This is a genomic window from Mesorhizobium sp. Cs1321R2N1, assembly GCF_037179725.1.
GTDB lineage: Bacteria > Pseudomonadota > Alphaproteobacteria > Rhizobiales > Rhizobiaceae > Mesorhizobium > Mesorhizobium salmacidum.
Window position 1 is genome coordinate 1 of record NZ_JAPYKP010000230.1, and the last position, 5,468, is coordinate 5,468.

At 63.7% G+C, this 5,468-nt stretch carries 5 protein-coding genes and 1 pseudogene; 2 read left to right on the forward strand and 4 right to left on the reverse strand.

Going from position 1 to position 5,468, the window contains the following annotated elements; translation table 11 throughout:
• The 4 genes from O7A61_RS30730 to O7A61_RS30745 form a co-directional block, all read right to left on the reverse strand.
• A partial coding sequence (locus O7A61_RS30730) for a type I secretion system permease/ATPase (RefSeq protein ID WP_337132952.1) occupies positions 1-1,516 on the reverse strand: 1,516 nt, incomplete at its 3' end.
• A gap of 35 nt (positions 1,517-1,551) precedes the next feature.
• A complete protein-coding gene (locus tag O7A61_RS30735; protein ID WP_337132953.1) occupies positions 1,552-3,033 on the reverse strand; it encodes a family 16 glycosylhydrolase in 1,482 nt (493 codons plus the stop codon).
• A 330-nt stretch (positions 3,034-3,363) separates the two neighbouring features.
• Positions 3,364-4,290: a DMT family transporter gene (locus O7A61_RS30740; protein ID WP_337132954.1), complete on the reverse strand. Its 927-nt coding sequence runs from the start codon at positions 4,288-4,290 to the stop codon at positions 3,364-3,366.
• Between the two features lie 125 nt (positions 4,291-4,415).
• Positions 4,416-4,616 carry a hypothetical protein gene (locus tag O7A61_RS30745; protein WP_337132956.1) on the reverse strand — a complete coding sequence of 67 codons (201 nt, stop codon included), beginning with the start codon at positions 4,614-4,616 and terminating at the stop codon, positions 4,416-4,418.
• Here O7A61_RS30745 and O7A61_RS30750 point away from each other — a divergent pair.
• A pseudogene (locus O7A61_RS30750) lies at positions 4,527-4,873 on the forward strand (YciI family protein). The gene O7A61_RS30745 and the pseudogene O7A61_RS30750 sit on opposite strands and share 90 nt — an antisense overlap.
• On the forward strand, positions 4,870-5,468 hold a 599-nt coding region (locus O7A61_RS30755; RefSeq protein ID WP_337132955.1), incomplete at its 3' end, for a sigma-70 family RNA polymerase sigma factor. The pseudogene O7A61_RS30750 and the gene O7A61_RS30755, both read left to right, overlap by 4 nt.

Consider the following 5,468-nt stretch of genomic DNA (forward strand, 5'->3'; position numbering starts at 1 on the left):
CGGCCGAAAGCACCGCCTCGAGCGCGGCCTCGCCGCTACCGTCGAGATGGGAGCTGGGCTCGTCGAGCACCAGAAACCGCGGATTGCCGTAGAAGGCGCGCGCCAGCCCTATTCGCTGGCGCTCGCCGCCCGACAGCGCCCTGTCCGACGGGCCGATCATGGTCTGGTAACCGTCGCGCTGCGCCAGGATCAACTCATGCACCTGGGCGCGCTTTGCCGCCTCGACGATCGCTCCGTCGTCCGCCTCCGGGTCGAAGCGGGCGACGTTTTGCGCGATCGATCCTGGAAAGAGCTCGACCTCCTGCGAGAGGTAGCCGATATGCTTTCCGAGCTGGCTTTCGTCCCAGGTCCCGAGGTCGGCGCCGTCGATCCTGATTGAGCCGCCGGTCGGTTGGGCGGCACCCACGAGCAACCGCGCCAGCGTGGATTTGCCGGCGCCGCTCGGGCCGACGATGGCCAACGCTTCGCCGGCGCCGATCGCAAAGGTCAGCCGCTTGAGGAGGGGCTCCGTGCCGGGTCGGGCATTCGGCGCCATGAAGAAAACGTCCTGCGCGGAAATCGCGCCTGCCGGATCGGGCAGGATCAGTTTTCGCGACCCGGCCGGACGTGCCGCAAGCGCCTTTTCCAGCCGTGCCCACGCCCGCCGGGCGTCGGCGATCTGCCGCCAGGCGCCGATCAGCTGGTCGAGCGGCTGCAGCGCGCGCGACGAGACCAGCGAAGAGGCGAAGATCATGCCGGCCGTCATCTGCCCCTGAAGCACCAGCCATGCGCCGGCGCCCAGGATCGCCAGTTGCAGCATCATGCGCAACGCCCGCGAGGCGCCGCTGAAGATCGCATTGGCGCTCGAGGAACGGTCATGGAAGGTGAGCGCCGCCCCTACATGCCGTCCCCAGACCCGCGCGGCGTTCTCCACCATACCCATGGCGCGCAGCGTTTCCGCATTGCGGGCAAAGGCCTGTTCCGCCTGGCTGGCCAAGGCCGATCGCTCCGTGGACAAGGCATCGTTCCTGCCGATGGCAAGCTGGTTGGCCACGACCAGGAAAAGCAGAAGCACCGCGCCGGCGACCGTCACCCAGAACAGCACCGGATGGATGAGATAGAGCAAGGCGAGGAAGACAGGGGCGAAGGGCAGGTCGAACAACACCGCCACGCCGCGCGACCTGATGAAGGCGCAGACCGAGGCGAGGTCGCGCAGCGGCGACAGGCCGCCGGCATGTCTTGCGCCGAGCGAAACGGCGAAAATGCTGGCACCCAGCTTGCGGTCGACGGTCGCCGCGACGCGCTGCGTGTAAACGGCGCGGATCGCGTCCAGCAGCCCGAGGAAGGCGAGCGCGAGAACCGCGATGGCCGAAAGGTAGACAAGCGTCTCGACGCTGGAGGACGGCAGCACGCGATCATAGACCTGCAGCAGGTAGAGCGGAATCACCAACAGCAGGATGTTGATCAGCAGCGAGAAGACGCCGACATCGGCGATGGCGCGCATGAAGACCGGCCGCAGGCCGGAGGGTCCAGTCATTTCCGCATTTCCCGCCGCTGCATGATCCCGAGACCTTACACGTGGCCCCCGAATTCGGAACCGCCGTGCTGCGCGCTGCTGGCGATGCTGTGCGTGGCGGTGCTGCTGGTGAGGTGCAGAGCGCTCGCCGGCGCGTTGTCCAGCGTATAGGCGCGGATGTAGTCGATCTTCATCTCGGCAGGCGTCGCCAGATGATCGGGAGGCGCGCCGGCAATGCCGCCGACCGCGAGATCGGCCAGCATGTACATTGGCTTGTGCATATCGGATGGCGTCGCCGTTTCCGCGACCTGGACACCGTCATAGGTCCAGACGAGCTTGTCCGGCGTCCACAGCACACCATAGGTGTGGAAGCCGGCGGTATCCATGGTATTCACCGTCAACGTCACCTTGGTGTGCGTTCCCGTTTCATTCGAGTGCGCCGTCATGATCAACGAGTTCGGGTCCTGTCCGCGCGTTTCGATCACATCCAGTTCCGGCGGCCACGAGCCGTCTGCCGGCAGTAGCCAGAAGGCCGGCCAGGCGCCGGCGTTCTCGGGCAGGTCGGCGCGCATTTCGAAATAGCCGTAGGTCTGCGAGAAAGTGCTGTGTGTGTTGAGGATGCCTGACGTGTATTCGTAATTGTTGATCAGCGGCTTGATGTCGGCCGGCGCCTGCGCGGCGGTGATGGTCAGCACGCCGTTGTTCACGCTGAACGGGTGGACGGAGCTCGTCGGCCCGTAATTGGCGTCGATGTACCATTGCAGCTCGCCATTGCTGGTCAATGTGCTGCCGTTCGGCGCCCCCCATGAGAAATTGGTATCCCAGGTGCCACCCTGGGCATTGTGAAGATTGAGCGTGTTGAAATCGTCGCTGAAGGACAGCTTCATTCCGGACATGTCGATGGGCAACTGGAACTGGTTGGAATTCAGCTTGTCGACGGTCGTATCCTTGAACTCGAGGATCTCGCCGGATCCGAGATTCAACAGCACGTTCGATCCCGCCTGGACCATGTTCGAGTGGATGGCGTCGAACGACGTGAAGCCATAGCCATTAAGGCGGACGGTGTCGGTGGCGGCAAAATTGGCGATCAGGTCGCTTCCGTTGCCTTTCGAGATGATGAAGGTGTCGTAGCCGCCGCCGCCGTCGATCAGAACGTCATTTCCCCGGCCGCCGTCCAGCGTCTGGTGCCCGGCCGTGGCGGTGATAATGTTGTCCAACCCATTTCCGAAGGCGTAGTTATTGGGGTTTGTGACAATGAGGTTCTCGACATTGTCGGGGAGCTTGTAGCTCATCCATGTGCTGATCGTGTCGATGCCTGCGCCGGCGGCCTCGGCCACCTTGTTGCCCGCCCCATAGAGGTAATAGATGTCATCGCCCGTGCCACCGTGCATCGTGACGTTAGCACCGCCTACTCCCCAGAAGGAATCGTTTCCGGGGCTGCCATACATGTCCGGCCCGGCCCCTGTCGCTGAGTACCAGTGGTTGGACGTGCCGCTATAGGGAAGAGGAACACCCACGGCGTTGACGAAGAAGCTCATCGGACAAATCCTCCTCGCGATGCCGGGCCAGATCGAATCGTTCGATACGAACTTCGGATGGCCGCATTGGATCAATGCTGAAAGGAACGATATCGTTCCCGGGAATCATTACACAATTGACCATAACATCGATCTTTCGGAAGGCTATACTTATTATCTTGGAAAAGAGTGCCGGTTAACCGCGGCTATTTAGTAAAATTGTGTATAAACCAGAAATTGCAAAGGATCTACTTAGATGAAGGATCTACTTGGATGAAGGGTATCCACCCAGCTCATCGCCGCCTGCCTTCTCGGCGCCGGATCCTGCGGTGGGGCGGGAAGCCTTCGCCCTCAGACAGCGGCTTCGATCGGCTCGGCAAGCCTGGGATTTGAACGTGCCGCGATCAGGCAACTGGCCACGATGAGGCCCGCTCCCGCCAGCGTGGTCCAGGTCACCGCCTCGTCGAAGAAGAGGAAGCCAAGCGCGATCGCCCAGATGAAGGCGGAGTATTCCGTCGGAATCAGATACTGCGCTTCGGCCCGCGCGTAGGCCCAGCTCATCAGGAACTGGCCGGCGAGCGACAGTGCCGTCACTCCGGCCAGCGGAAGCCAGAGCTCGCGCGGCAGGGCAATGGCGAGCCAGGGTGCGGCGAGACCGAGGATGACCGCCACGCAAAGGTTCTGGAACAGCATGATCTCGATCGGTTTGGCCAACAGCGCCTGCTGCCGCGCAAGGATCAAATTGTAGGCATAGAACACCGTCGACACCAGCACCGCCGCCGTGCCGAGCAAGGCATCCCTGGCATGGCTTGTCTGCCCGAACTGGCCGCCCACGATGATCGCGACGCCCGCAATGCCGGCCAGCGAGGCCCAGATCGCCTGGCGCTGGATTCGTTCGCCCAGCAGCAGCGCGGCCAGCAGCAGGGCAAACAGCGGCGCTACGAAACTGAGCCCGATCGCCTCCGCCAGCGGCAGCCGGGCGAGCCCCCAGAAGAAAGACAGCAAGACAACGCCGACGACCGCGGCACGCAATGCGTGCAGCCTGAGCACGGAAGGCGTGGGCAGCGTGCGCGGCCCCGCCGACCAGCCGGCGCCCGCAACCACGGTCGCAAGCATGCTGCGCCACAGCACAGTGTTGTAGACGCCGACGGCGATGACGAGGACCTTCATCGCCGCGTCCATCCCCGACAGAAGGAAGATGCCGAGCGCGCAGACAAGCACCGGGACCATGGGAGAAACGGCGCCTGCCGGGTGGGATGACTTCACGAGGTCCCTCATGTGATGGATCGCAGCCGGATATATCAGGGCCGACCGGCGGGCCAGATGGCAGCCCCGCCGATATGGCGGTCCACGTTGCTGTCTGGACAATCGGGACATGAACTTTCTGGCCACGCGTGTCGATTTCAGCCTTGCCCGTTCGTCATATCATTGAACCAACCCAACCAAGGAGAAAGACCATGCGGTTTATGATGCTGATGATCCCCGGCGGCTACGCGGACGCCGCGCCCGATGTCATGCCCAGCGCCGAGGCGGTGGAAGGAATGATGAAATACAATCACGAGCTGAAGAAAGCCGGCGTGTTGCTGGCGCTCGACGGCCTGCATCCGCCATCCTCCGGGGCGCGGGCAGCTTCAAAGGCGGCAAGCCTGTGGTCGTCGATGGCCCCTTCGCCGAGGTCAAGGAAGTGCTGGGCGGCTATTGGGTGATCGATGTACGCTCGCGCGACGAGGCCATCGAATGGGCCCGCCGCTGCCCCGCGGGGGAGAATGACGTGATCGAAATCCGCCAGGTCTTTGAAATGAGCGAATTTCCCGAGGACGTCCAGAAGGTGGCGGACCGCCTCGGCAGGCTGAAGGATTGACCCCCAACGCAACCATCGAAGCCGTCTGGCGGATCGAGCAGCCGAAGCTCACCGCCAGATTGGCACGCACTCTCAGGGATGTAGGGCTGGCCGAGGAAATCGCGCAGGACGCCTTCCTGCTGGCAATGGAGCGCTGGCCTCGCGACGGCATTCCGCGCAATCCGGCCGCCTGGTTGACGCAGGTCGCCAGGAACCGCGCGCTCGACCGGCTGCGCCGCACCACCATGATCGACGGGAAGCATCGCGAACTCGCCGTAGACCTCACCGAGCTGGAGCGCGAGATGCCCGACATCGAGGCGGCGCTCGATGAGGATATCGACGACGACCTGCTGCGGTTGATCTTCACCGCTTGCCATCCCGTCTTGCCGGCCGAGCAGCGTGCCGCACTCGCCTTGCGGCTGCTGGGCGGACTGTCGACGCCGGAGATCGCCCGCGCCTTCCTAGTGCCCGAAGTCACCGCCGCCCAGCGCATCGTGCGCGCCAAGCGAAGCCTTCGCGATGCCGTCATCCCGTTCGAGACGCCGCGTGCGCAAGAGCGGCGCGAACGCCTCGGTGCTGTGCTGGAGGTGGTTTATCTCATCTTCAACGAGGGCTA

Excerpts from the sequence above, each read along its gene's own strand:
- O7A61_RS30735 (WP_337132953.1), bottom strand. The coding sequence starts at position 3,033 with ATGAGCTTCTTCGTCAACGCCGTGGGTGTTCCTCTTCCCTATAGCGGC.
- O7A61_RS30740 (WP_337132954.1), bottom strand. The coding sequence starts at position 4,290 with ATGAGGGACCTCGTGAAGTCATCCCACCCGGCAGGCGCCGTTTCTCCC.
- O7A61_RS30745 (WP_337132956.1), bottom strand. The coding sequence starts at position 4,616 with ATGCAGGCCGTCGAGCGCCAGCAACACGCCGGCTTTCTTCAGCTCGTG.